Source organism: Pseudacidovorax sp. 1753 (assembly GCF_040544975.1).
GTDB lineage: Bacteria > Pseudomonadota > Gammaproteobacteria > Burkholderiales > Burkholderiaceae_C > Xenophilus.
Genome location: NZ_JBEPKY010000018.1, coordinates 77,567 through 99,698, shown reverse-complemented (window position 1 = coordinate 99,698; position 22,132 = coordinate 77,567). Strand labels below are relative to the sequence as shown.

Sequence of the window (22,132 nt, the reverse complement as noted above, 5' to 3'; positions counted from 1 at the left end):
ACTCCCCTGCGATGCTCGCGCACCCGGCCCGCGGCATAACTCGCTGCGCTGCCTGCGGCAGCTCCGCTCAAACAAACGCCGCGAGTCAGATCACGAAGCAGGCCTGTCCTTCGGCAGGCCTGCGGCCGGATGCACTGCGCTTCTCGGCGCCTCACAGGCGCACACCGCGTTACCCACCGCCGCCCGGGCCGGAACCGAAGCTGCGCGCGAATCCCGGTGTCGACACGTCTGTGTCGGTGTGACCGTTCTGGGCATGGCGGGCGTCGCGGCGGCCCCAGGCGATGGCGTCGGCGCGTCACGTCCGTCTCGCGCCATGCCGAAGGTGTTCTGGACATCCAAGGTCGGGCGACGGCGTAGGCTGCAATCCGTGGCGGGCAGGGATTGCGGCCTCGGTGGCACATGCGGCCAACCGGCAGGTGATGTCGGGCGCGGACGCCCGTGCCGGCACGATGATGCGCAGCGTCCCTGCGCGCGAGGACCGGCCCGCCGTGGGCGATGTGTGAGGCGGCGAGAAGCGCAGCGAACCCGGCCGCAGGCCTGCCGAAGGACAGGCCTGCTTCGTGATCTGACTCGCGGCAGTTGTTTGAGCGGAGCGCGCGAGCGCGCAGCGAGTTCTGCCGCGGGCCGGGTTCGGGAGCATCGCAGCGGAGTCGGCACGCAGTGCCGACCGCCTCACTCCGAGCCCGCGGCGGGCCGGTTCTCGCGCGCCGCCCCCACCGTACAAATTGCGCCGACCGAGAACGCACAGCCAGTCAATTGCGCACCTGAGCAGACCAAGCCGAGACAACGCGGCACAAACAAGCCGTCCAAGCGCCAAGAGAGACAAGAAGCACCATGGACTTTGAACTGACCGAAGAACAACGCGCCTTCGCCGACACTGCCCGCGACTTCGCCGCCAGCGAGTTCGCGCCCCATGCCGCGCAGTGGGACCGCGAAGCGATCTTCCCGCGCGAGGCCATTGCCAAGGCCGGCGAACTGGGCTTCTGCGGCCTCTATGCGCCCGAGCGCATCGGCGGGCTGGGCCTGCCGCGGCTGGATGCGGCGCTGGTGTTCGAAGAGATGGCTGCGGTCGACCCCTCGACCACGGCCTTCATCACCATCCACAACATGGCGACCTGGATGCTCGGCACCTGGGGCACCGACGCCGTTTGCGCGCACTGGGGCGAAGACCTGACCGCCGGCCGCAAGCTGGCCTCGTATTGCCTGACCGAACCGGGCGCTGGGTCGGACGCCGGCTCGCTCAAGACCCGTGCCGAGCGCGACGGCGACCACTACGTCATCCACGGCGGCAAGGCCTTCATCTCCGGCGCGGGCTCGACCGACGTGCTGGTGCTCATGGCCCGCACCGGCGGCGCCGGGCCGTCGGGCATCTCTGCCTTCGCCGTGCCGGCCGACGCGCCCGGCATCCGCTACGGCAAGAAGGAACACAAGATGGGCTGGAACAGCCAGCCCACCCGCACCATCGACTTCGACGGCGTGCGCATCCCGGCGGACCACCTGCTGGGCCAGGAGGGCGAGGGCTTCCGCATCGCCATGAAGGGGCTGGACGGCGGCCGCATCAACATCGCGACCTGCTCGGTGGGCGCCGCGCAGGGCGCATTGAATGCGGCGCGGCGCTACCTGCACGAGCGCCAGCAGTTCGGCAAGCCGCTGGCCAGCTTCCAGGCCCTGCAGTTCAAGCTGGCCGACATGGCCACAGAGCTGGTCGCCGCCCGGCAGATGGTGCGCCTGGCCGCCAGCAAGCTCGACGCCGGCCATGCCGATGCCAGCACCTATTGCGCGATGGCCAAGCGCTTTGCGACCGACGCCGGCTTCACCGTCTGCAACGAGGCCCTGCAACTGCACGGCGGCTATGGCTACCTGGGCGACTTTCCGCTGGAGCGCCTGCTGCGCGATGCGCGCGTGCACCAGATCCTGGAAGGCACCAACGAGATCATGCGGCTCATCGTCGCGCGCAAGCTGCTCGATGGCGATGCGGATCTGCGCTGACGTCCAGTCACGCCTCGCCGAGCCGCCAAACGAATCTCACTGCAGTCCCGTCCTTGATATCGCCGCGCGCCCTGCGTCGCTAAGCTCCCCGCCCATGACCGAACCTGTCGTCCTCTTCGATTCCCTGCCCACCGCCAATGGCAGACGCTTCGGCGTCGCCACGCTCAATGCGCCGGCGTCCCTCAACTCGCTGTCCGTCGACATGGTGCGGCTGCTCACGCCCCAACTGCGCGAATGGGCGGCCGACGACCAGGTCGTCGGCGTGCTGCTGCAGGCCGCGGGCGAAAAAGCGTTCTGCGCCGGCGGCGACCTGCGCCAGCTCTACCAGACGCTGCTGGATTGCGGCGAGCGCCGCAACGAATACGCCGAGCGCTTCTTCGCCGAGGAATACGAGCTCGACCACCTGATCCACACCTTCCCCAAGCCCTTCCTGTGCTGGGGCCACGGCATCGTCATGGGCGGCGGCGTCGGCCTGATGGTGGGTGCCTCGCACCGCGTGGTGACCGAAGGCAGCCGCATCGCCATGCCCGAGATCAACATCGGTCTGTACCCCGACGTGGGTGGCAGCTGGTTCCTGCGCCGCGCGCCGGGGCGCACGGGCCTCTTCCTGGCGTTGACGGCCGCGCAGATCAACGCCGCCGATGCCATCTTTGCAGGCCTGGCCGACGTGCTGGTGCCGCAGGCCCGCAAACCCCAGGTGCTGGAGGCCATCGGCGCCACGGCCTGGCAAGGGCAGGGCGAGGCCGACCGCGCGCTGCTCTCCCGCATCCTCGCCACCGCGGCCGAGGATGCGCCGCGCCTGCCGTCGAAGCTGCGCGAGCACTACGACACCATCGAGTCGCTGATGGCCGGCGACGACCTGCTGGACATCGCCAAGCGGCTGCGTGCCGTGAAGGCCGACGACGCCTGGCTGCAGAACGCTGCCGCCGCCTTCACCAAGGGCGCGCCCAGTTCCATCGCGCTGTCGTGGGAACTCTGGCGCCGTGTGCCCCGCATGTCGCTGGCGGAGGTGTTCCGGCTGGAATATTGGGCCTCGCTGGGCTTCTGCGCGCACAAGGACTTCGCCGAAGGCATCCGCGCCGTGCTGGTCGACAAGGACCGCAACCCCAAGTGGCAGCCGGCCACGCTGGAAGAAATCACCCCTGAGTTCGTGCAGGACCACCTGCGCGAGCGCGGCGACATGGCGCCGGAGCTGGTGCCGCTGCGCTGAGCGGCGGCGGGCGGCTCCTCCGCAGCCGTCGCGCTTGCTCCCAAGGCACCAGCACCGACCACCGCACCCGCAGGCCGGCCTTCTCGTCCGCTGACATCACCCAAGACATCCAAGGAGACACACATGAAGATCGCATTCATCGGCCTCGGCAACATGGGCGGCCCCATGGCCCTGAATCTGCACAAGGCCGGCCATGTCGTCAGCGCCTTCGACCTGTCGGCCGCCGCGTGCGATGCGCTGCGGGCCCAGGGCGTGGCCATCGCCGCGTCGGCCGCCGCCGCAGTGAGCGGGGCCGAGGTGGTGGTCAGCATGCTGCCGGCCAGCGCCCATGTGGCATCGCTCTACCTTGGCGAGGGCGGCCTGCTGGCGCAGATCGCGCCCGGCACGCTGGTCATCGATTCGAGCACCATCGCCGCCGCCACCTCGCGCCAGGTGGCCGAGGCCGGCGCCGCACGCGGCATCGCCGTCATCGACGCGCCGGTGTCCGGCGGCACGGGCGGGGCCATCGCCGGCACGCTGACCTTCATGGTGGGCGGCAGCGAGGCCGACCTGGCCCGGGCCCGGCCGGTGCTGGAAAAGATGGGCGCCAACATCTTCCACGCGGGCGGCCCCGGCGCCGGCCAGACGGCCAAGATCTGCAACAACATGCTCCTGGGCATCCTGATGATCGGCACCTCCGAGGCCATTGCCCTGGGCGTGGCCAACGGGCTGGATCCGAAGGTGCTCTCCGAGATCATGCGCCGCAGCTCCGGCGGCAACTGGGCGCTGGAGAAGTACAACCCGCTGCCCGGCGTGATGGAGACCGCCCCGGCCTCCAAGGGCTACGCCGGTGGCTTCGGCACCGACCTGATGCTCAAGGACCTGGGCCTGGCGCAGGAGAACGCCATGGCCGTCAAAGCCAGCACGCCGCTGGGCGGGCTGGCGCGCAGCCTCTATGCGGCGCACAGCCTGGCGGGGCATGGTGCGCTGGACTTCTCCAGCGTGATACGGATGGTGCAGAAGGGCTGACGCCCGGGTCGGCGCCACAGGCGGCGCGAGGCTGCCGAAGCCCATCCTGCAGCGGCCGCATCCGCGCATCGGTTCGAAGGCATTCCCGCCCGGCACGCCCGGCATTTCCCTGCGGCTCGCGTTGCGTGGCGGGAGCCGCTGCGCAGACTGCTCGCTCCCACGCCTCTTTGTGTCGCTGCCCTTTGCAGGCGCGGCGCGCACTGTTTTGCGCAGTTTCCGCACCGCTCGGTTCGAATCCTCGGCGTAGCGCCGCCCGGCGCTCCATCGCTGCTGCATGCGTGCGCCGCATCAAAGCGCTTGCGCGCGCAACCTCATCCCATCTATTATTAGGTTAGTACCTTATGAAAAAGACCAGATCAAATTTCGCGAGTGAACCGCTGTACCGGCAGGTCAGCGTGACGCTGCTCGAGCAGATCAAGTCTGGCGTGCGCTCCGTCGGCACCGTTTTGCCCAAGGAAATCGATCTTGCACAGGAGCTTGGGGTGAGCCGCGTCACGCTTCGGCAGGCGCTCGACATCCTCGAAAAGGGTGGGGTGGTCCAGCGTGTACGTAAGGTAGGAACCAAAGTCATCGCCGCTGCGATGGCCGATGCCTACGTGCAGCAGATGGACGGCCTCGAACACGCCCTGAGGCTGGCTGGCCAGACTGCCATGCGTATCCATGGCCATGCCACGGTCAAGGGAGAGCCCGACACCGGCCTCGTCGGCGTGCCGAGCAGCACCGGCTACTGGCTCGCGATCGACGGTGTCCGCCACATGCAGGGAGCCAGCACGCCGTGCACCTGGACCCGTGTCTATGTCGACAACAAATACGCGGGCATCACGCCCTTCCTGGCCGAGGAGGTCGACGGCGTCTACACGCTCGTCGAGAAGGTATACGGGCTTGCGGTGCACAGCATCCGGCACTGCGTCTCGGCCTGTGCGCTGAATGCAGACGCCGCCGCTGCGCTGGGCCTGTCCGAAGGCGCGCCTGGGCTCCAGGTGCAGGCATGGCTCTATGCACCGGGGGATGTGCTGATCGAGTACGTGCGCTCCATCCACAACCCGGCACTCATTTCCATCGAACTCAAAAGCCATCGGGCACCCGCCTGAGGCGCTCATCCATCCAAAGGAACACGACGTGCAACTCATCCAGATCCCCGCCGGCGACGGCTTTTCATTGCCTGCCCTCCACGTGCCCACCGCCTCCGGCACCGGGCGTCCCCTGGTGCTGATCCAGGAGATCTTCGGCATCAACGATGCCATGGAGCAGGCCGCACAGGCCTGGGCCCTGGAGGGCTTCGAGGTGCTGTGCCCGGATCTGTTCGCCAGGCAGCAGCCGGGCGTGCGGCTGGATCCGCGCGTGCCCGCGCAGTTCCAGCAGGGCATTGCGCTCATGCAGGGCATGGACTTCGAACGCGCCGTCCACGACCTGGATGCCGCGCGCCAATGGTTCCAGGCCCAGGGCCGCGGCGACAAGGTCGGCGCGCTTGGCTACTGCCTGGGCGGACGGTTGGCCGTGATGATGGCGCTGTCCACGCCGATCGCTGCGGCCGTGAGCTACTACGGCGTCGGTCTGGAGGATCTGCTGCCGGCCCAGCGCGTCGATGCGGCCCCTTGCCTGCTTCACATCGCGGAGCTCGACGGGTTCGTGCCGCCCGCAGCACGCGAGACCATCCTGGCGCGGGCAGCGCTGCAGGACCGGATGCCGGCCCACGTCTACACGGGTTGCGACCACGCCTTCGCCCGCCCGGGCGGCGAGCATTTCGACGCCGAGGCCGCTGCACTCGCGCGCACGCGGACGCTGGCCTTCCTGGCAGCCTGAAGCGGATGTCGGACATGGCCGGGTCTTCCGGATCCCTCGAACGTCGCGTCGTCGTCGTGACCGGCGCCGCGCAGGGCATTGGCCTGGCCGTAGCGCATCGCTTTGCGCGCGAGGGTGCGGCCATCGCCATGGTGGACGTGGATGGCGCTCGGCTGCGCGAGGCGGCGGCGCAGGTCCAGGCGACCGGTGTGCCGGTGCTGGAATGCGTGAGCGACGTCGCCCAGGCCGAGGCCCTGCAGGAGGCAGCCGAGGCGACCCGCGCGCGCCTGGGGCCCTGCGACGTGCTGGTCAGCAACGCTGGCATCCTGCTACGCAGCGCGTTGGACGAGCCCGGCAGCCTTGCCAACTGGCGCCGCACGTTGGCCGTCAACCTCGACGGATGCTTCCACGCCGCCTGGGCCTTCGCGCCCCAACTGCGGCAGACGCGTGGCTGCATCGTCAATGTGGCGTCGATCCACGCATTCGTGGCCGTGCGCAATTCGGCGGCCTACACCGCGTCCAAGGGCGGCGTGAAGCAGCTGACCCAGGCCCTGGCGCTCGAACTCGGCGGCGACGGCGTCCGGGTGAATGCCGTGGCGCCGGGCATCACGGAAACCGACATGACGGAAGGCACCCGCCGCGATCCCAAGGCGCTCTCCGCCTTCCTGGAGCGCGTGCCGCTCCATCGCACGGTCCTGCCGGCCGATGTGGCCCATGCCGTTCATTTCCTCGCCTCGGACCAGGCTGCCTGCATCACGGGTGTGACGCTGCCGGTCGATGGCGGGTACTGCGCCATCTGAACGCGCGGCTGTCCGATTTCCGTCAACCCTGAACCTGGAGTTTCCATGCTCACTCGCCGCCGACTCGTCGCCACCGGATCCGCCGCCCTGGTGCTGCCGCCCCTGGCCATCACTTCAGCACGGGCGCAGCCCGCACCCCTGAAGTCCACCCGGATCGTCGTGGGTTACGCCCCCGGTGGCACCACCGACCTGGTGGCACGCCGGGTGGCCGAGAAATTGGGCGGCAGCTTTGCCGAGACCGCCATCGTGGACAACCGGTCGGGCGCCGGCGGACAGATCGCCTGCATGGCGGTCAAAGGCGCGGCGCCCGATGGCCAGACGCTGCTGTGCACGCCGTACTCGTGCATGGTGATCTTCCCCTTCGTCTACAAGAAGCTGGGCTACGACCCGGTGGCCGACTTCGTGCCCGTGGGCATCGCCGCCACCACCACACAGGCCATGGCCGTCGGCCCGATGGTTCCGGCGTCGGTCAAGACGCTGCCGGACTACGTGGCCTGGGTCCGGGCCAATCCGCAGTTCGCCAGCTACGGCTCGCCGGCCGCGGGCTCGACCTCGCACTTCCTGGGCGCGCTGCTGGGGCTCGAATCCAAGCTGCCGCTGGTCCAGGTTCCTTACCGGGGCGCCGTGCCCGGTATTGCCGATGTGGTGGCAGGCCAGATCCCGGTGATGTTCACCACGACGGGCGATCTGCTGCCGCATTACAAGGCCGGCAAGTTGCGCCTGCTGGGCACTTCGGGGCCGCGGCGGACGGTCTTCACGCCCGAGGTGCCGACCTTTGCGGAGCAGGGCTTCCCGATGCTCAGCAGCGAGGAATGGTTCGGCTTCTATGCACCGGCGGGAACGCCGGCCAGTGTGGTGAAGAACGCCAACGAGGCCCTGCGCCTTGCCATGGCGAACCGTGCCGTCGTCGACTCGCTGGCGGGCGTGGGTCTCGTGGCCTCCGTGTCGTCGCCGGAGGAGATGGCCGAATCGCAGCGGGCGCAGACCGAGCGCTGGGGTCCGCTGGTGCGCAAGATCGGCTTCACCGCGGAGTCGTGAGCCGCTGCCGTCGGCCGGGGGAGGACGCTGAGTCGCGGGCGGTCCAAGGCGCCGACTTCCGCCGCAACAGAGGCTACCGTGGCAAACCGTCGGCGCCCTCGATGCCGGCCCAGCCCGCATCCGGATACCGCGCGCCGGCGGCCGACCCGGGCGAGAAAAGCCGGTCCAGCGCCGCCATCTGCGCGCTGTCGAGCGCCACGCCTGCGGCGCCGACGTTCTGCGTCAGATGCGTCTGCCGCCGCGCTCCCGGGATCGGCAGCACGTGGGGGCCGCGGTGCAGCGCCCAGGCCAGGGCCAGTTGTGTGGCGGGCAGATCCCATTGCGCCGCCAGCGCCTTCAGGGCCTTCACCTGCCGCCGGTTGGCCTCGGCCGCTTCGCCGTTGAAGCGGGGCAGGGCCCGGCGGAAGTCGCCTTCCTCCAGTTCCGACGCTGCCGGCAGGGCGCCCGTCAGCATGCCGCGGCCCAGCGGGCTGTAGGCGACGAGAGCGACGCCCAACTGCTGGGTGAGCGGCAGCAGCTCGGTCTCCAGCCCGCGTTCCCAGAGGGAAAACTCGCTCTGCAGCGCAGCCACCGGATGGACCGCATGGGCGCGGCGCAGGCTCTCCGGTCCAATCTCCGAGAAGCCGATGGCCCGCACCTTGCCCTCGGCCACCAGTTGCGCCATCGCGCCGGCCACGTCCTCGATGGGCACCGCGGTGTCGCGCCGGTGGCAGTAGTAGAGGTCGATGCGGTCCGTGCCCAGCCGCCGCAGCGAGGCCTCGCAGGCCGCACGGATGTAGGCCGGCGTGTTGTCGATGCGCCGCTCGTAACGGCCCGGCTCGCGCACGATGCCGAACTTGGTGGCCACGGTCAGCCGCTGGCGGTCGGCGGCGGCGAGGCCGGCGAGCAAGCGGCCCACCAGTTGCTCGTTGTGGCCGAAGCCGTAGGTGTCGGCGGTGTCGAAATGCTGGACGCCGAGGTCGACTGCGGCGCGCAGCGTGGCGAGCGATTCGGCGTCGTCGGTGGCGCCGTAGAACTCGCTCATGCCCATGCAGCCGAGGCCGACGGGGAAGACCGGGCGGCCGGCGAGCGGGCGCGGTGCGGCAGAAACGGGATCGGAAGGGGCGGGGCGGATGCTCATGAAAGCCTGATGGAAGAAAGACGGCGGGCCCCCTGGCTGGCGGGCCAGGCACCGGCCCGGATGGAACTGACGCCAGCGCGGCGCGTACACCAGTACGCTGGACAGGTCTGCATCGTCGTCCGCAGGCGCCAGCGTGGCAATCCAGCGCAGGCTGCATGGCCCATGCAGCGCCGCTTCACAATCCGGCCCCATGACGCCGTCGCCACCCGACCTTCGCCAGCTGCGCGCCTTCGCCGCGGTGGCCGAACTGCAGAGCTATCGCCGCGCCGCCGCCCGCCTGGGCGTCACGCCCTCGGCGGTGAGCCAGTCGGTGCGGGCGCTGGAAGAAGCGCTGGGACAGCCGCTGGTGCAGCGCACCACGCGCAGCGTCGCGCCCAGTGCCGTCGGCCTGCAACTGCTGGCACGTCTGCGACCCCATCTCGACGGGCTGGAGGCCGCCTGGCAGTCCGCGCACGAGGCCGCGGGCGAGCCCGCCGGGCTGCTGCGCCTGAACATGCCCCGCAGCGCCGCACAACTGATCATGGCGCCGGTCATGTCCGCCTTCCTCGCCGCTCACCCGCGCATCGCGCTGGAGTTGCAGACGCAGGATGGCTTCCTGGACATCGTGGGCGCCGGCTGCGACGCCGGCATCCGTTTCGAGGAGGCGGTGCCGCGCGACATGGTGGCCCTGCCGATGGGCGGTCCGTAGCGCTTCGTGGTGGTCGGCACGCTGGCGCTGGCGGCCGCGGACGGCGCGCCTGAGGACCCCTGGGCGCTGCTGGCCCGGCCCTGCATCCGCCAGCGCTTTCCGCACGGCGAGCTCTATCACTGGGAGTTCGCCCGCGGCACCGAGCGCGTGGCGCTGGACGTGCCGGGTCGGCTGACGGTCGACGACCAGCCGCTCGCGCTGCAGGCCGCGCTCGACGGCGCCGGCTGGGCCTATGTCTACGAGGCGATGGCCGCGCCGCACGTGCGCAGCGGCCGGCTGGTGGCCGTGCTGGACGACTGGTGCCCGCCGGGCACCGGCTTCCAGCTCTACTACCCGGGCCGGCGCCAGACCTCGCCGGCCCTGCGGGCCTTCATCGACTGGTGGCGCGCGGAGGGCGAGCGGCTGCTCCGCACGGACCGGGCGGGGCCGGCCTGAGCAGCCGCGTCCGGCTCGGTCGCGTCGAAGAAGAGGCCTCCGGCGACCATCTGCGGCCCATCAGTCGAAGGAGACGCCGAAGCCCACCCGGGCGATGGCCTTGCTGCCGCCCGTGCCCCAGCCGACGCCGGCATGCAGCGTCGTGCGGCCGTCGTCCGAGCGACGCAGGAGGTTCATGCCCACCCCCGCCTGGCCGTTGTAGCTCGCCACCGACCCGGTCAGGTGATAGCGCCGCTGGTCCATCGGCGTGACGACGGCCATCGCCGCAGCCGCCGCGATGCCGCCCGACAGGGCGGAGCCCTGGCGGCTGAGCTGATCCTGCAGCCGGTCGACCCGGCTCTGCAGGACCCCGGTGGACGCATTCAAGGCCTCCACGGCACGGTTGGTGGCGTAGAGCTGGCTGCCATTGACGGCGTCCGTGCTGGCGGGGCTCAACTGGCCTGCCGCCACGTTCTGGACCTGGCGCTCGCTGCCGTTGCTCCCGACCGAGACCGCCCCGGCCGGGCTGCCGCCCGCGAAGGCGTAGTCGCTGCCGGCGATCCGCGTGCCCGGCGTGGCCACGGTCGGGCGGGTCCGGCTGCCGGCGCCCAGGGCCACACTGTTGGGGGTGTCGGCCGTGGCGGATTCGCCGAGGGCCACCGACCCGGCACCGGAGGCCGACGCGTTGTGCCCGACGGCGACGGCGCCCGCGCCGGCTGCGCTGGTGTTCTGGCCGACGGCCAGCGCCTGGCCCCCGGCGGCGCTGGCGTCGGGCCCCACCGCCATGCTGCCCGTGCCGGTGGCGCCCGATGTGGCGGCCGAGGCATTGCCGGCAGTGCCGGCGTTGACGTTGAGGTACGACGTGTCGTTCACATTCACCCATCGGCCGCTGGTCCACACCATGAGCCCGGGTGCCAGGCCATTGCCCGAGGTGGTGTTGTAGACCACCATGCCATCGACGGGCTGGCTGCCCGCCAGGCCCCAGGTGCTGCTGTCGGTCAGGGGAATACGGGTGAACAGAAGACCGCGGCTGTTGCTGTCCATTTCGAGCAATGCGCCGGGATTGGCCGGCGCCACGCCGCTGTCGCTGATCACGATCTGTGCGCCGGCGGCCCCGCAAATCAATGCGCCCCCCAGAAGAATTGCCAGCGGTTTGCGCGCTGCGCCGACCGCCAATAAGACGTCTATTTTCTTTTTGTCAAAAAGCCTAAAAGCACATGGCTTCATGAGTGCACTCCCGGAAAGCCGGGAATGGTAGTGCGCCGCATTGCTCACTCGGAGTGGGCTTTCCATGCCAAGGAAGCTTACGTGAACAATTCTTTAAGCTTCACTGTTGCATTGACAGTTGGTTATCAGTCGTTTGGGCTTGCCGTCTTTTTTGAGCGTCAGTCGATCCATGGATATTCAGGGCCCGGCGGCGGAATAGGGACGCTGAATCGGCGACCGGTTCAAAGCTGCAAGACCACCTTCTGCCCGCAGGCCCGCGAGCAGCAGCTCATCATCTTGCGGTTCTCCTCGCGCTCGGCGCGGGTCAGCACGCGGTCGCGGTGGTCGATGTCCCCCTCGATGACCGTCACCTCGCAGGAGCCGCACAGGCCTTCCTCGCAATCGCTCTGCACGTCGATGTTGGCAGCGCGCAGGGCCTGAAGCAGCGTCTGGTCGGCCCGCACGGCGATGGTCAGGCCCGAATCCTTCAGTTCGGCGTCGAAGCCATGCTCCTGGCTCGGGTCCAGCGTGCCGAGCGTGGAGGCGAAATGCTCCACGCGCAGGCTGTCCTCGGGCCAGTGGGCGGTGTGGGCAGCCAGCGCATCGAGCAGGCGCGTGGGGCCGCAGGCATAGACCTGCGTGCCGGGCATCGGCACGCGCAGCAGTTCGGCCAGGTCCAGCCGCCGGCCTTCGTCGCCCGCGTGCAGGTGCAGCCGCTCGCCGTGCAGTGCCTGCAACTCGTCCACCATCGCCATCGTGGCGCGCCGACGGCCGCAGTAGTGGAGGTCGTAGGGAATGCCCAGCGCCTGCGCCCGCCGCGCCATGGCGCTGATCGGCGTGATGCCGATGCCGCCAGCAATCAGCACCAGGCGCTTCGCCCCTTCGTCGAGCCGGAAGTGGTTGCGCGGGCCGCGGATGCGCAGGCGGGCGCCTTCGTGGGCATGGGCATGCATCCAAGCCGAGCCGCCCCGGCTCTCTGCCTCCAGTAGCACGGCGATCTCGAAGGCACGGGCATCGTCCGGGTCACCGCACAGCGAATACTGGCGCGACAGCCCGGTGTCGCCGCACTCCACGTCGATGTGCGCGCCGGGCGACCAGCGGGGCAGGGTGCCCCCATCGGCGGCCACCAGGCGCAGGCGGACGATGCCTTCGGCCGCCGGCTCGGCACGCTCGACGACCACGGGCCGCGTCAGCGCATGGCCCGTGGGCTCGCCGATGCGCACCGGCGCGCGCTCGCCATCGCGGGCGGCCGGATCGCGGCGCTCCGGGTTGGCCATCGGGTCCCATTCCACCCACAGGTGCTCGGGGCCGCGGAAAGAGGTGTTGGGCACGTAGCTGAACTGCTGCTCGGCCAGGCGCATGTGGGGCAGACGGCGGGTGAATTCCTCCAGGAAGACCTGCATCTCCATGCGCGCGAGGTTCTTGCCCATGCACTGATGCGAGCCGTAGCCGAAGGTCAGGTGGTCGCTGGCGTTGTCGCGGCGGATGTCGAACAGGTCGGCATCGGCGAAGTGGCGCTCGTCATGGTTGGCCGACGAGGTGACGATCAGCAGCTTGCTGCCCGCCGGAATGGCGATGCCGCCGACGGTCACGTCCTTGGTCGCAAGCCGGCGCCAGGCGGCGACCGAGCCGTTGTGGCGCAGGCATTCCTCGACGGCATTGGGGATCAGGCCCGGGTCTTCGCAGATCTCGCGCCAGGCGGTGGGGTGCTGCAGCAGCAGCTTCATCGCGTTGGCGGTGGCGTTGGCCGTGGTCTCGTGGGCGGCGACGATGCCGGCCATCATCATGGAATGCAGGTAGGAGTCGGTCACGACCTCCGGCAGTTGCTTCTGCATGCGGATGCCGTACTGCATCCAGCCCGGTGCGTCGGGGTCGGCGCGCATCTTGTCGAGCACCTGGCCCGCGTACTGCCAGAAGTTGCCCACGGCATGGGCCACGGCCACCTGTTCCTCCGGCTTCGGCCGGCCCCAGGTGTTGACCGTGTGGGCGATGGAGTACTGGCGCAGCGTGTCCATGTCCTCCTCGGGCACGCCCAGGAAGTGCAGGGCGACGGTGAGCGGCACTTCCCAGAGCATCTGGTCCACCAGGTCGGCGCGGCCGTCGTCGATGAAGCGGTCCACATACTCGCGCGCCAGCTGGCGCACCAGCGGCTCATGGTGCTTGAGGTGCTCGGGCGTGAAGGGCTCCATCAGCGCACGGCGGCGCGGCATGTGGGCCGGCTCGTCCTCGTTGACCAGCGTGCGGTTGAGGGCGAAGCCGTAGCTGGCCAGCACCGCGTTGGCCTCGGGCCCGGTGGGCGTGATCTTCTCCAGCGCGATGGAGGGGCTGAAGGTGAGGTTGTCCCGGAAGATCGCCTTGATGTCCTCGTAGCGCGTCACCACCCAGTAGCCCAGCAGCGGGCTGTAGAAGACGGGCTCCTGCTCCCGGGCCCAGCGGACGTACTCGGGCGGGTCCTGCTGGTAGCCGTCGCTGAAGGGATCGAAGGCGGCGGCGCCATGGCTGACCGGGCAGCCATTGGGCGCGGCCGGTGCGGGCGCGGCGACATGGGCGAAGGGGCAGCCGCCGGCAGGAGCGGAAGCAGGGGCGTCGGCGGTCGAGGCAGTCATTCGGCAACTCCGGAAAGCGAAACGCCCGCGCTATCCCGGAAGACAGCGCGGGCGCCGGTGAAGAATCAATCGAGCGTGATGTTCAGGTCACGGATCAGCTTGTGCCAGCGCGCGTTCTCGCCCTTGAGCAGTTCGGCGAACTGCGCGGGCGTGTTGCCGACCGGCTCGACACCGAAATCGATCAGCTTCTTGTGCACATCGGGCGCGTTGATGGCGGCCACCACCTGCTTGTTGAGGGCGTTCACCGTCTCGGCTGGCGTGGCGGCCGGCACGACCAGGCCCACCAGCGCGGCGGCCTCGACGTTCTTGAAGCCCAGCTCGGCGAAGGTCGGCACATCGGGCAGCTGCGGCAGGCGCGTGGCATTGGCCACGGCCAGGGGCCGCACCTTGCCGCCCTTGATGAAGCCCGCACCGGCCGCCAGGTCGACCATCATGGCCGGCACCTGGCCGCCCGCCACGTCGGCCAGGGCCGGGGCGGCGCCGCGGTAGGGCGCATGGGTCATCTTGAGGCCGGCCTCGGTCTTGAGCAGCTCCATCGCCAGGTGGTGCGGGCTGCCCGCGCCGGCCGAGGCGTAGTTGATGCCCTGCGGATTGGCCTTGACCTGGGCGATGAATTCCTTGGCGTCCTTGGCCGTGACGCTGGGGCTGACCACCAGGATCATCGGGAAGCGGCCCATCAGCGTGACGGGCGCCAGGTCCTTGCCGGGGTTGTAGCTCAGGCTCTTGTAGAGCACCGGATTGAACACCAGCGTGCCGTTGTCGGCCGAAAGCAGGGTGTAGCCGTCGGGCTGCGAGCGCACCACGTCGGCGGCGGCGATGGCGGTGTTGCCACCCGGCTTGTTCTCGACCAGCACGGGCTGGCCCGTCTGCGTGGACAGCTGCTGGCCGATGGTGCGGGCCAGGAAGTCCGAGCCACCGCCGGCCGGATAGGGCACCAGCCAGCGCATCTGCTTGGACGGGTAGGCGGCCTGTTGTGCCTGGGCCGAGGCGACGGGCGCCAGCAACGGCAGCGCCATCAGGCAGGAAGCCAGAAGCTTCTTCATTGGAAAAGTCTCCAGATCTTGACGCCCGACAAGGCGTCTTCGGGTTTTTGATAGGCGTAATTTTGATACGCATTGCGTAATCTCACGGATCGGGTTAACCCGATTCCCTTGCGCACCATGCCCCGCCGACCTCCACCCTTGCCCGATTCCTCTGTTTCCGAAGCCGATGGCGCCACCGCCGGATCGGCCGAGCCTGGAGCCCCCGCGCGTGCCCGCGAACGCCGTCAGCGCGTGCAGTCCGCCGAAACCGGCATGGCCGTGCTCAAGGGCCTCGCGCGCCTGGGCGGGCGGGCCAGCCTGACGGCCCTGGCCGCCCACGTGGGCGAAAGCCCCGCCAAGGTCCACCGCTACCTGGCCAGCCTGGTCGAAGAGGAACTGGTGACGCAGGACAGCGGCTCGCAGCACTACTTCCTGGGGGCGGCGGCCATCCAGATCGGCGTGGCCGCCATGCGCCAGGCCGACCCGCTCCGGCTGGCCGAGCCCGCACTGGTGCACCTGCGCGAGTCGCTCGAAGTGACCTGCTTCCTGGCGGTGATGGGCAACAAAGGGCCGACCATCGTCCGCTTCGAGGAGCCCGGCCTGCCGATCACGGTGAACGTGCGCGTCGGCTCGGTGCTGCCGATGCTGTGGTCGGCCACGGGCCGCACCTTCCTGGGGTGGCTGGGCGACGAGGCGCGCGTGCGTGCGTTGGCCGAGGCGGAACTGGCGCAGGCCGATGGGCGGCATCGGGCCTCGCTCGCGGACGAACGGCCCATCGCGCAGCTGTGCGAGTCCGTGCGGGCCGCCGGCTGCGCCTGGGTGCGCGACACCAACCTGCCGGGCATCAGCGCCATCGCGGCGCCCCTGTTCGACCATGCCGGTCGGGTGCGGGCGGTGATCACGGCGCTGGGCGCCACGGGCGGGTTCGATCCCGACCCCGAGGGGCCGGTGGGCCTGGCCTTGCGCGAGGCCGCTTCTGCCGCCAGCCGGCATCTGGGCCATGGGGTCCATGGCGGCGGCGCCTGAGTGCCGCCCGGCATGCAGCCCTTGCGCCGCATGTCGATGTCACGCCTGTCCTTGGGTGACCCTTACGCGGACTTGGCGAAGAACACCACGTCCGGCAGGTTCTTGAAGTGGGCATCGCAGGTCAGCAACTCCGCGCCCACGCGCCGGGCTGTGGCGTACACGATCGCGTCGGCCGTGGCCAGCCGGTATTCGCGGTGCAGGTCCGCCGCAAGCAGGGCAATGGCGGTGTCCAGGGGGACGACCACGCATTTCTGGGTGTAGGCCATCACCTGGTTGGCCTCTTCCTCGCCGACTTCCCGCATCATCCATTTCGACAGTTCGAGCTGGACGATGGTGGGGACGATGCACTGCGCCTTCTGCGGAAATTGCTGGCCGACTCTCTTGCCCAATGCGCTGCCATCGAGCCATTCGATCCAGGCCGACGTATCGACCACGCGCTGCGCCGCCATCAGTAGCGGTCCTCGCGGTCACGGTAATCGTCTTTGCGCGCGCCCTTGGCAATGCCGGCCAATTGCTCCAACTCCGGCACGGGCATCACGAGCACGCCCTTGCCCTTGGGGATGAACACGAACTCCTGCCCGGGTTTCCACTGCTGTTCGTCCCGCACGGCCTTGGGAATGGAAATCTGGAACTTGCTGGACAACGTGGCGGTGGCGGCCATTTTCCTACTCTCCTGGTATCGATAATGAAAAGGTAAGAATATACTGCCCTGGCTCAATGGCGCCAGACCCGGCCGGCGGGGCCGCCCCATCGGCTCCGGTGACAGAGGGGATCGGCACAAACTGTCTGGATCGGACGCCGGGCGGCAGCGCGGCCGGCATGGCTGTCCAAGGCTCGGGCGGTGGCGCGACGGCGCCGCCGCCGCTGCGGCGATGCGGTCCGGAGCCCGCAGCGCCTACCTCATGCCGTGCTGGTCGTGCGGCTGCGCGCGCCGAGGTCGCGGCGAGGGTCGAATCCGGCCGTCGCCCTGGCGAGCTGCTCGTAGGCCGCGCGCGCCGCCGCGCTGTCGGCCGGCGCGACGGCGATCGAAAGCACCAGGTACAGGTCGCCACCCAGCCCGCGGCCCTTCAGCCGCAGCTTCATGCCCGCACGCGCCGCAGCCGGCACCTTCACCTGCCCGGTGCCGCCGCCCGGCAGCGGCACCTCCACCTCGGCACCCAGCGCGGCCTCGGCGGGCGTCACGGGCAGATCCATGACCAGGTCGCGCCTCTCGACGCGGTAGAGCGGGTGCGGCGCGATCCGCACCTCGAGGTACAGGTCACCGGCCGGCTCGCCGCCGATGCCCGGCATGCCCTGGCCCGCCAGGCGGATCTGCTGCCCGGGCCGCACACCGCGCGGCACGCGCACCTGCAGCGTCCGGGTCACCGGCCGGGGCCGCCCGCCGGCGTCGAGCTCCACCGCCTGCAACTGGATCTCGCGCTCGCCGCCGGCCAGGGCGAATTCCAGCGGGACCTCGATGGCGGCATGGCGGTCCTCGCCCGTTGCGGCGCGGGTGCGCCGCGCGGCACCGCCACCCGTGGGCCCGGCAGCGCCGGCGCCGAACAGGTCGGAAAAGAAGGCGCCGAGGTCCGGCGCCTCGGCACCGGCGCCCGGGCCGCCGCTGCGGAAGAAGCTGAAGCCGTCTTCCCAGCCCGGCGGCGGCGCAAAGCCGTCGCCGTGCCCCATGGTCGCGCCGCGGCGCAGGCGCTCGGCCATCGCGTCGTATTCGGCGCGCCTGGCGGGGTCGCCGAGCACCTCGTGGGCCTCGTTGATCTCGCGCATGCGCGTCTGCGCGTCGGCTTCCTTGCTGACGTCGGGGTGGTACTTGCGCGCAAGGCGGCGGTAGGCCTTGCGGATCTCGTCGGCGGTGGCGTCGGGCGCCACGCCCAGTGTGTCGTAGTGGTTCTTCGAAGCGTCCATGGCGTTGCGTGTCCCAGGTTGGTGGATGCGCAAGGCCCTGGCCGTGCCGGGCCTTGCGTCGCCGGACGCCCAAGGCGTGCCGCCCGGACGGCGCGGCGCTGTGGGGGCGCGCCACGTCGCGGGTCCTGCACGCGTTGCGCGCCAGGCGATGCTGACCCACAGGTGCAGTCCTGGCCCGATATTTGCAAGGGCGCGGCGACGCTCAGTCGAAGACGACCCGGTTGCGCCCCCGCGCCTTGGCGGCATACAGGCGTTCGTCGGCCGTCCTCAGCACCGCCTCCAGGTCGTCGTCCGGACCCCGCCACTGGGCAACGCCGAGCGACAGGGTGGCGGCCTGCCCCCCGGGCGCAGCCGACTCGGCCGCGCGGCGCCGCAGCGACTCGGCGATGGCCACCGCCTCGGGCAGGGCGGTGTGGGGCAGCAGCAGGGCGAACTCCTCCCCTCCGATGCGGCAGGCCAGGTCCTCGGGCCGCAGGCCTTCCGCCATGAGAGCCGCCAGCTGGCGCAGATGGGCGTCGCCCACGTTGTGGCCGAAGCGGTCGTTGACCTGTTTGAAGAAATCGATGTCGAGCAGCACCACGCAGAACGGGGTCTCGCCCTCGGCCAGCACGGCCAGGCTGAAATCGAACTGCCGGCGGTTGCCCAGGCCGGTCAGCGGATCGGTGGCCGCGTCCTTCTGCAGCCGGCGCAGGTTGCCGTCGAACACGCCCAGGCCGCGCAGCATGGCCTTCTTGAGCTGTGCCGCCTCGAAGTACCACGACGAGATCGAGCGCAGCCGCGCGTCGGACTCGCCGGGCTGGTGACTGGCAGCGGTGGCCGCCAGGGCGTGGAGCGGGCTGGCGATCTTCAAGGCAAAGGCCCAGACCAGCAGGAGCGCCACCGCGGCCAGCGGCAGTGTCCACTCCATCACCTGCCGCATCAGCGCACCGATGGGGGCGAGCGTAGCCGACAGGGGCCGTTGCACGACGATGCCCCAGCCCGTGGTGGGCACGATGGAATAGCCCGCCACCATCTCGATGCCCCGCGAGTTGACGAGCACCTCGCTGCCCGAGACGCCCTGGGCGATGCGGTCGGCCGCCACGTTCACGCCCATGAATGCGCCGACGCGCTGCGCCTCGGGGTGGTACAGGATGCGGCGCTGGCGGTCGACCACGTAGAGGTAGGAACCATCGTGGTAGTAGTGCGTGCCCAGCAGCTTGTTCAGCGCGCTCTCCTGCCGCAGGTAGATCGCGCCCAGGATCACGCCCTTGCGCGCGCCGTCGGTGGCCACGATGGGCTGCGAGACCAGCACGAGCATGTTGCCGCTGGGCGCGAGGTAGGGCGCGCTGACCCGCGGCCCCTCCGCCGCAAGGGCCTGGGTGGCCTGCGGCGTATGCAGCATCGAGCCACGCAGGTTGAGCTGTGAGGGCGAATCTGCCAGCACCCGGCCCGCGCTGTCGGCGATGGCGACCGAATTGAGGCTGTCCGTCTGCAGGTGCAGGCGCCGGGCTTCGGCATCCACGCGCTCGGCGTCATGCAACGCCGGGGCCACCTGGCTGGCGGCGTAGGCCATCTGCTGCAGCACGCCCTTGAAGTAGTCGTCGGTGCTGCTGGCAAGCTTGTTCGCATAGGCCAGGTTGGACTCGAGCGACTGCGCGATCAATTGCTGGCGCTGCACCTTGTAGCTGGCGTAGAAGGTGGCCAGCAGCGACACCACGGCGCTGGACGTGGTCAGCGCAATGATCAAGTGCCTCAGGTTGACCACCAGGGGCCAACGGCGGCGGACGGATTTCATGAAGGCTGGTATCAACCGCCTGTGGCGTCAGAAAAAGTCAACTCATCGTTAATGTAGGCGCAATGACCAGTGCGCCGCCCCACAACAGGCGCCGCTGCCGTGTGTCAGGCGACAGCGGCGATGCTGCCGTCAGCGGCCCGCAACGCGCGCACGCCCCAGCGGCCATCTGCGGCGCGCTCGAAACGCAGGGGCTGCGCGTTGCCCAGCACCGCCGCATCCACGGGCACGTTCAGCAGCGCCGCCAGCACGTACAGGGTGCCGCCGTGGGCCACGACGAGCACGGGCGCCGGCTCCTGCAGGGCGGCGTCCAGGGCGGCACGCTTGCGGTCGACGAACTGCGCCAGCGTCTCGCCGCCTTCGGGGGCGCATGCCCAGTCGATGTCCACCGACGAGGTGCCCACGAGGCAGCCGAAGTGACGCTCGCGCAGCACCTCGCGCGCCACCGGGGTGAGCTTGAGCGGCGCCGCCACGGTGTGGGCCGTATCGAAGGCCCGCCGCGCGTCGCTGCAGACGATGCTGCGGATGGGCTCGTTCGCCAGCACGGCGGCGGCCAGCGCGGCCTGCTGCAGGCCCAGATCCGACAGCGGCTCGTCGTAGGACTGGAAGATCCGCAGCGCATTGCGCGGCGTCTGGCCGTGGCGAAGGAAATAGAAGTGGTCGACGGCCGGGTCCAGGGGCACGGCCGAGGCCAGCTGGATCAATTGCGCCAGGCCCTTGGCATGCTGGGTGAGTTGGGGTGCGGGATGGGTCATGGAACAGATCGGAGGTAGCGGCGCGAGTGCAGACGCTCGGTCGGGCGCGTTCAGAACTTGGGGATGCGCAGCGTCTTGCTGATCATCAATGTGCCCGACAAGGCGTACAGCAATGTGAAGGCATGCAGCGTCCACGGCCCGATCTCCCAGCTGCCGCCCCACAGCGCCCCGCCCAGGCGGTCCTGCGCTGCGGCCCAGGCCAGCAGCCCCACCAGCACCACGCTGGTGGGAATGGGCGTGCCTTCGAAGTAGCGCACCTTGTCGCCGCCTTCGGACAGCGTTTCGGCCGTGACGTTGTAGCGGGCCAGTCGGCTCACGCCGCAGCACACGAAGTACAGCAGCACCGCCGCGTCCCAGCCGCCGCGCAGGCCGGCCGCGAAGCCCAGGGCAGCGGGCGCCACGCCGAAGGAGATCACGTCCGCCAACGAATCCAGCTCGCGCCCCAGCGCGGAATGGGTCTGCCGCCAGCGCGCGATGCGGCCGTCGAAGATGTCGAGCACGAACGCCGCCGGGGCTAGCACGGCGGCCGCATAGAAATGCCGCACATCGCCGCTGGCGACATAGGCCATGGCCAGCAGCACCAGGCCCATGCCGCAGGCGGCGTTGCCCAGGGTGAAGAAGTCGGCCAGATGGAAGCCGCGGATCATCGAGAAATGCCGACGACGCGCGGCAGCGTCGACGGGAGAGGCGTGGGTGGACATGGCGCGTTCACTCCTGGAAAGGGCTGAAAGACCGCATCACCCTAGCCGGCGACGGCGGCGGCCGATGTAGTCTGCCGTCCGGTTCCGGCCGCGGCGAGCCGCGCAAAGCGGCCCAGCAGGCTGGCGGCCTCCGGCGTGGGCCGGACCTGTGACGCCACCGCAGCGGGGTCGTCAAGATGGGGCGCCTGCGCCTGGACGTAGCCCTGCATCGCCTCGGCATCGAACTCCGGGTGGAACTGCACGCCCCAGGCACAGCGGCCGATGCGGAAGGCCTGGTGCGGCTCGTGCGCGTTGGACGCCAGCGGCACGGCGCCGGGCGGAAGCTGCAAGGCACTCTGGCGATGGATGACCTGGACGGGGAACTGCTCCGGCAGGCCGTTGAACAGGGCATCGTCCTGCGCAGCGGACGCCAGCCGCAGCGGCACGGTGCCGATCTCCAGCCCGCCCGGGTGGAAGTCCACCTCGCCGCCCATCGCATGCGCCAGCAGTTGGTGGCCGTAGCAGATGCCCAGCACGGGCACCTCGGCCTTCACGCAGCGCGCCAGCCAGGCGGCCGTGCGCTCGCTCCAAGGCGCGCGGTGCGAGACCATTTCATGAGAACCGGTGATGACGACGCCGCGCAGCGTGCCCGGCTCCGGCAGGAGGCCGCCATCACGCGGGTCGCAGACCTGGATCTCGCCCTCATCGACGCCGAGGCCACGGGCGATCCAGTCGTCGAAATCGCCCCGCTTGGCGCGCAGCGCGTCGAGCGTGCTGCCGGTCTTGACGATGAGCAGCGGCCGGGAATCGGCCGAGAGCGGGGAGGGGGAGGATGCAGGGGAGGAGAGGGCGGCACCAGCGGAAGTCATCCGCCGATCATGCCGCAGTGCGGCGGCATCCGGTGCCGGATGGCCCGGCGTCGCGCCGAGCCATGGGTGGGCCACTCAGCGCAGGCCGAAGAAGGAGAGCACGGCAGCGATGACGACGACCAGACCGACGATGTAGATGATGGTGTTCACGGAGGAGCTCCTCGAATTGCGATGGAATGCAGTGTGGGCCGGTCGGACGGCCGTCCGCCGTCGGACGGCCCAGGGGCCCGGTGTAGGAAGCCCGTCCGC

Annotated in this window: 19 protein-coding genes and 1 pseudogene; 9 read left to right on the top strand and 11 right to left on the bottom strand. The window is 70.1% G+C overall.

The features are described from left to right. The first annotated feature begins 834 nt into the window (after positions 1-834). The 7 genes from ABIC63_RS21730 to ABIC63_RS21700 all read left to right on the top strand — a co-directional run bounded on the left by ABIC63_RS21730 (position 835) and on the right by ABIC63_RS21700 (position 7,827). Positions 835-1,989 carry an acyl-CoA dehydrogenase family protein gene (locus ABIC63_RS21730; RefSeq protein WP_354321335.1) on the top strand — a complete coding sequence of 385 codons (1,155 nt, stop codon included), beginning with the start codon at positions 835-837 and terminating at the stop codon, positions 1,987-1,989. 94 nt (positions 1,990-2,083) lie between these two features. Continuing rightward, a complete protein-coding gene (locus tag ABIC63_RS21725; RefSeq protein ID WP_354321334.1) occupies positions 2,084-3,199 on the top strand; it encodes an enoyl-CoA hydratase/isomerase family protein in 1,116 nt (371 codons plus the stop codon). 123 nt (positions 3,200-3,322) lie between these two features. Further along, entirely contained in the window at positions 3,323-4,207 is an 885-nt protein-coding gene (mmsB, locus tag ABIC63_RS21720; RefSeq protein WP_354321333.1) for a 3-hydroxyisobutyrate dehydrogenase, read from the top strand. 341 nt (positions 4,208-4,548) lie between these two features. Beyond that, a complete protein-coding gene (locus tag ABIC63_RS21715; RefSeq protein ID WP_354321332.1) occupies positions 4,549-5,298 on the top strand; it encodes a GntR family transcriptional regulator in 750 nt (249 codons plus the stop codon). A gap of 28 nt (positions 5,299-5,326) precedes the next feature. Further along, a complete protein-coding gene (locus ABIC63_RS21710; RefSeq protein WP_294365804.1) occupies positions 5,327-6,010 on the top strand; it encodes a dienelactone hydrolase family protein in 684 nt (227 codons plus the stop codon). A 14-nt stretch (positions 6,011-6,024) separates the two neighbouring features. Next, entirely contained in the window at positions 6,025-6,789 is a 765-nt protein-coding gene (locus tag ABIC63_RS21705) for an SDR family NAD(P)-dependent oxidoreductase (protein ID WP_354321331.1), read from the top strand. Positions 6,790-6,834: 45 nt separating this feature from the next. Then, a complete protein-coding gene (locus tag ABIC63_RS21700) occupies positions 6,835-7,827 on the top strand; it encodes a Bug family tripartite tricarboxylate transporter substrate binding protein (protein ID WP_294365799.1) in 993 nt (330 codons plus the stop codon). Positions 7,828-7,900: 73 nt separating this feature from the next. Here ABIC63_RS21700 and ABIC63_RS21695 read toward each other — a convergent pair whose 3' ends face one another. After that, on the bottom strand, positions 7,901-8,947 hold the full coding sequence (locus tag ABIC63_RS21695; protein ID WP_354321330.1) for an aldo/keto reductase: 1,047 nt from the start codon (positions 8,945-8,947) through the stop codon (positions 7,901-7,903). A 190-nt stretch (positions 8,948-9,137) separates the two neighbouring features. Between ABIC63_RS21695 and ABIC63_RS21690 the strand changes: the two are divergent. After that, positions 9,138-10,070, top strand: a pseudogene (locus ABIC63_RS21690) (LysR family transcriptional regulator). Positions 10,071-10,130: 60 nt separating this feature from the next. Here the strand turns inward: ABIC63_RS21690 and ABIC63_RS21685 are convergent. The 3 genes from ABIC63_RS21685 to ABIC63_RS21675 form a co-directional block, all read right to left on the bottom strand. Continuing rightward, positions 10,131-11,144 carry a phage tail-like protein gene (locus tag ABIC63_RS21685; RefSeq protein ID WP_354321329.1) on the bottom strand — a complete coding sequence of 338 codons (1,014 nt, stop codon included), beginning with the start codon at positions 11,142-11,144 and terminating at the stop codon, positions 10,131-10,133. Positions 11,145-11,497: 353 nt separating this feature from the next. Further along, positions 11,498-13,861 carry a cytochrome P450/oxidoreductase gene (locus ABIC63_RS21680; protein WP_354321328.1) on the bottom strand — a complete coding sequence of 788 codons (2,364 nt, stop codon included), beginning with the start codon at positions 13,859-13,861 and terminating at the stop codon, positions 11,498-11,500. A 65-nt stretch (positions 13,862-13,926) separates the two neighbouring features. After that, the gene (locus ABIC63_RS21675) at positions 13,927-14,904 is read right to left on the bottom strand and encodes a Bug family tripartite tricarboxylate transporter substrate binding protein (RefSeq protein ID WP_354321327.1); all 978 of its coding nucleotides are present in this window, start codon (positions 14,902-14,904) and stop codon (positions 13,927-13,929) included. 117 nt (positions 14,905-15,021) lie between these two features. On the opposite strand from ABIC63_RS21675, the gene ABIC63_RS21670 reads away from it, so the two are divergent. Then, complete coding sequence (locus ABIC63_RS21670; protein WP_502935901.1) at positions 15,022-15,909, top strand: IclR family transcriptional regulator; 888 nt, start codon at positions 15,022-15,024, stop codon at positions 15,907-15,909. Positions 15,910-15,971: 62 nt separating this feature from the next. Here the strand turns inward: ABIC63_RS21670 and ABIC63_RS21665 are convergent, their stop codons facing one another. From ABIC63_RS21665 to ABIC63_RS21635, 7 genes are all read right to left on the bottom strand, one after another. Further along, entirely contained in the window at positions 15,972-16,358 is a 387-nt protein-coding gene (locus ABIC63_RS21665) for a type II toxin-antitoxin system VapC family toxin (protein ID WP_295375535.1), read from the bottom strand. Next, entirely contained in the window at positions 16,358-16,570 is a 213-nt protein-coding gene (locus ABIC63_RS21660) for an AbrB/MazE/SpoVT family DNA-binding domain-containing protein (RefSeq protein WP_354321326.1), read from the bottom strand. The genes ABIC63_RS21665 and ABIC63_RS21660 overlap by 1 nt, the downstream gene beginning before the upstream one ends. Before the next feature lie 239 nt (positions 16,571-16,809). Then, positions 16,810-17,808, bottom strand: coding sequence for a DnaJ C-terminal domain-containing protein (locus tag ABIC63_RS21655; RefSeq protein WP_354321325.1), 999 nt, complete (start codon positions 17,806-17,808; stop codon positions 16,810-16,812). Between the two features lie 202 nt (positions 17,809-18,010). Continuing rightward, a complete protein-coding gene (locus tag ABIC63_RS21650) occupies positions 18,011-19,582 on the bottom strand; it encodes a GGDEF domain-containing protein (RefSeq protein ID WP_294365781.1) in 1,572 nt (523 codons plus the stop codon). 104 nt (positions 19,583-19,686) lie between these two features. Continuing rightward, positions 19,687-20,334, bottom strand: a complete 648-nt coding sequence (locus ABIC63_RS21645; protein WP_294365779.1) for a histidine phosphatase family protein — start codon at positions 20,332-20,334, stop codon at positions 19,687-19,689. 50 nt (positions 20,335-20,384) lie between these two features. After that, complete coding sequence (locus ABIC63_RS21640; protein WP_354321324.1) at positions 20,385-21,035, bottom strand: CDP-alcohol phosphatidyltransferase family protein; 651 nt, start codon at positions 21,033-21,035, stop codon at positions 20,385-20,387. 41 nt (positions 21,036-21,076) lie between these two features. Further along, positions 21,077-21,883 (bottom strand): glutamine amidotransferase, encoded by an 807-nt coding sequence (locus ABIC63_RS21635; protein ID WP_354321323.1) that lies wholly within the window; start codon positions 21,881-21,883, stop codon positions 21,077-21,079. Positions 21,884-22,132: the final 249 nt, after the last annotated feature.